Below are 1,101 nucleotides of genomic sequence, written 5' to 3' on the forward strand. Positions count from 1 at the left end.
CATAAACACTGACCCCGATAACGGCGATCGAGCTTTTTCCCCGGCAGCAATTCTCGGTTATTCGCGACCGATTGGTTATCCGAAACGTTTTGATCGCACTTTTTTAGCAGAATTGGGCGTAATTACCGGCGATAATAGTAATGGTGGCGTTTTAATTCGCACTGGTATGGGAATTCGTCAGCAAATTAATCGCCAAGGTGTGATCGATTGGGGTATCGAGGGAGATATTGCCACTAATGGCAATGATCAAAGTCAATTAAAGCTAAAAATCGGTTATTCTTTCGGATTTTAGGATTTTTCCCTAGCCTGCTCTTAAAAGCTAAAATAGATGAAGTATAACTTAAATTTTGGTTTGACTGGGAGTATGAGGGGGTTTGGAAGTCCACATCTTCTCATCCCTGAAAACAACAGGGATATCTTACCAAAACCGATACTTTTCAGCAGACGATTTTTTAGTAAACTTTTAAAAGCGATCGTCAGACAGGTGACAAGAATAAACAGTACAAGAATACCAATAGTCCAACCAAGAGTGATCGACACTCCCCCAGCGCGCCAAAGGGGAGTGTTAAAAAAGGGCGTTAACCAAGCTGAGGGAGAGAAAGTCATCGCTAAAGTTTAGATTTGATAGGGATTACCCAAGCGATCCACAAAAACATTGTAATCTAAGGGTAAACGCCCCGGATTAAGCCGTGGTTCCGCCGCGTAACCGATGGGAACGACAACAGCGATCGCCAGATGGGGATGATCGGCAGCACCAATGACAGCTTTTACCTTGTCCTCAATCCAACCGTTGAGAAAACAACTAGATAAACCGAGACTTTCGGCAGCCAAAACCAGATGAGTAGCGGCGATCATGGCATCTTTAATCGCGTATTCCCGGGTTTTTTCGCCTAAATTCTTTTGAAATCCCGGGATTGCCTGTTGAAAATATTTTACCGTGCCTTCGCTCCAGGCACCCGTACTGAGAGCCTGTTCATAGATAGGAGTTAGCTCTCCCCCTCCTGCGGCAGCATCGGCAGCGAAAACAAAAGTAACCGGCGCTTGGATAATTTGCTTTTGTCCCCAAGCGGCCTCGGCTAAAGCGGCCTTTTGTGCCTCATC

Annotated in this window: 1 protein-coding gene and 1 pseudogene; one reads left to right on the forward strand and one right to left on the reverse strand. The window is 45.5% G+C overall.

The window, feature by feature from the left end; genetic code table 11:
* A pseudogene (locus PX636_RS22155) lies at positions 1-292 on the forward strand (hypothetical protein); the annotation flags it as partial.
* A gap of 323 nt (positions 293-615) precedes the next feature.
* Here PX636_RS22155 and PX636_RS22160 read toward each other — a convergent pair.
* Positions 616-1,101, reverse strand: a 486-nt coding sequence (locus tag PX636_RS22160; protein ID WP_288118949.1) for a nitroreductase family protein, incomplete at its 5' end; no start/stop codon positions are given.

The organism is Microcystis sp. M53598_WE2 (assembly GCF_030067735.1).
In the GTDB taxonomy this organism is placed as follows: Bacteria; Cyanobacteriota; Cyanobacteriia; order Cyanobacteriales; family Microcystaceae; genus Microcystis; species Microcystis aeruginosa.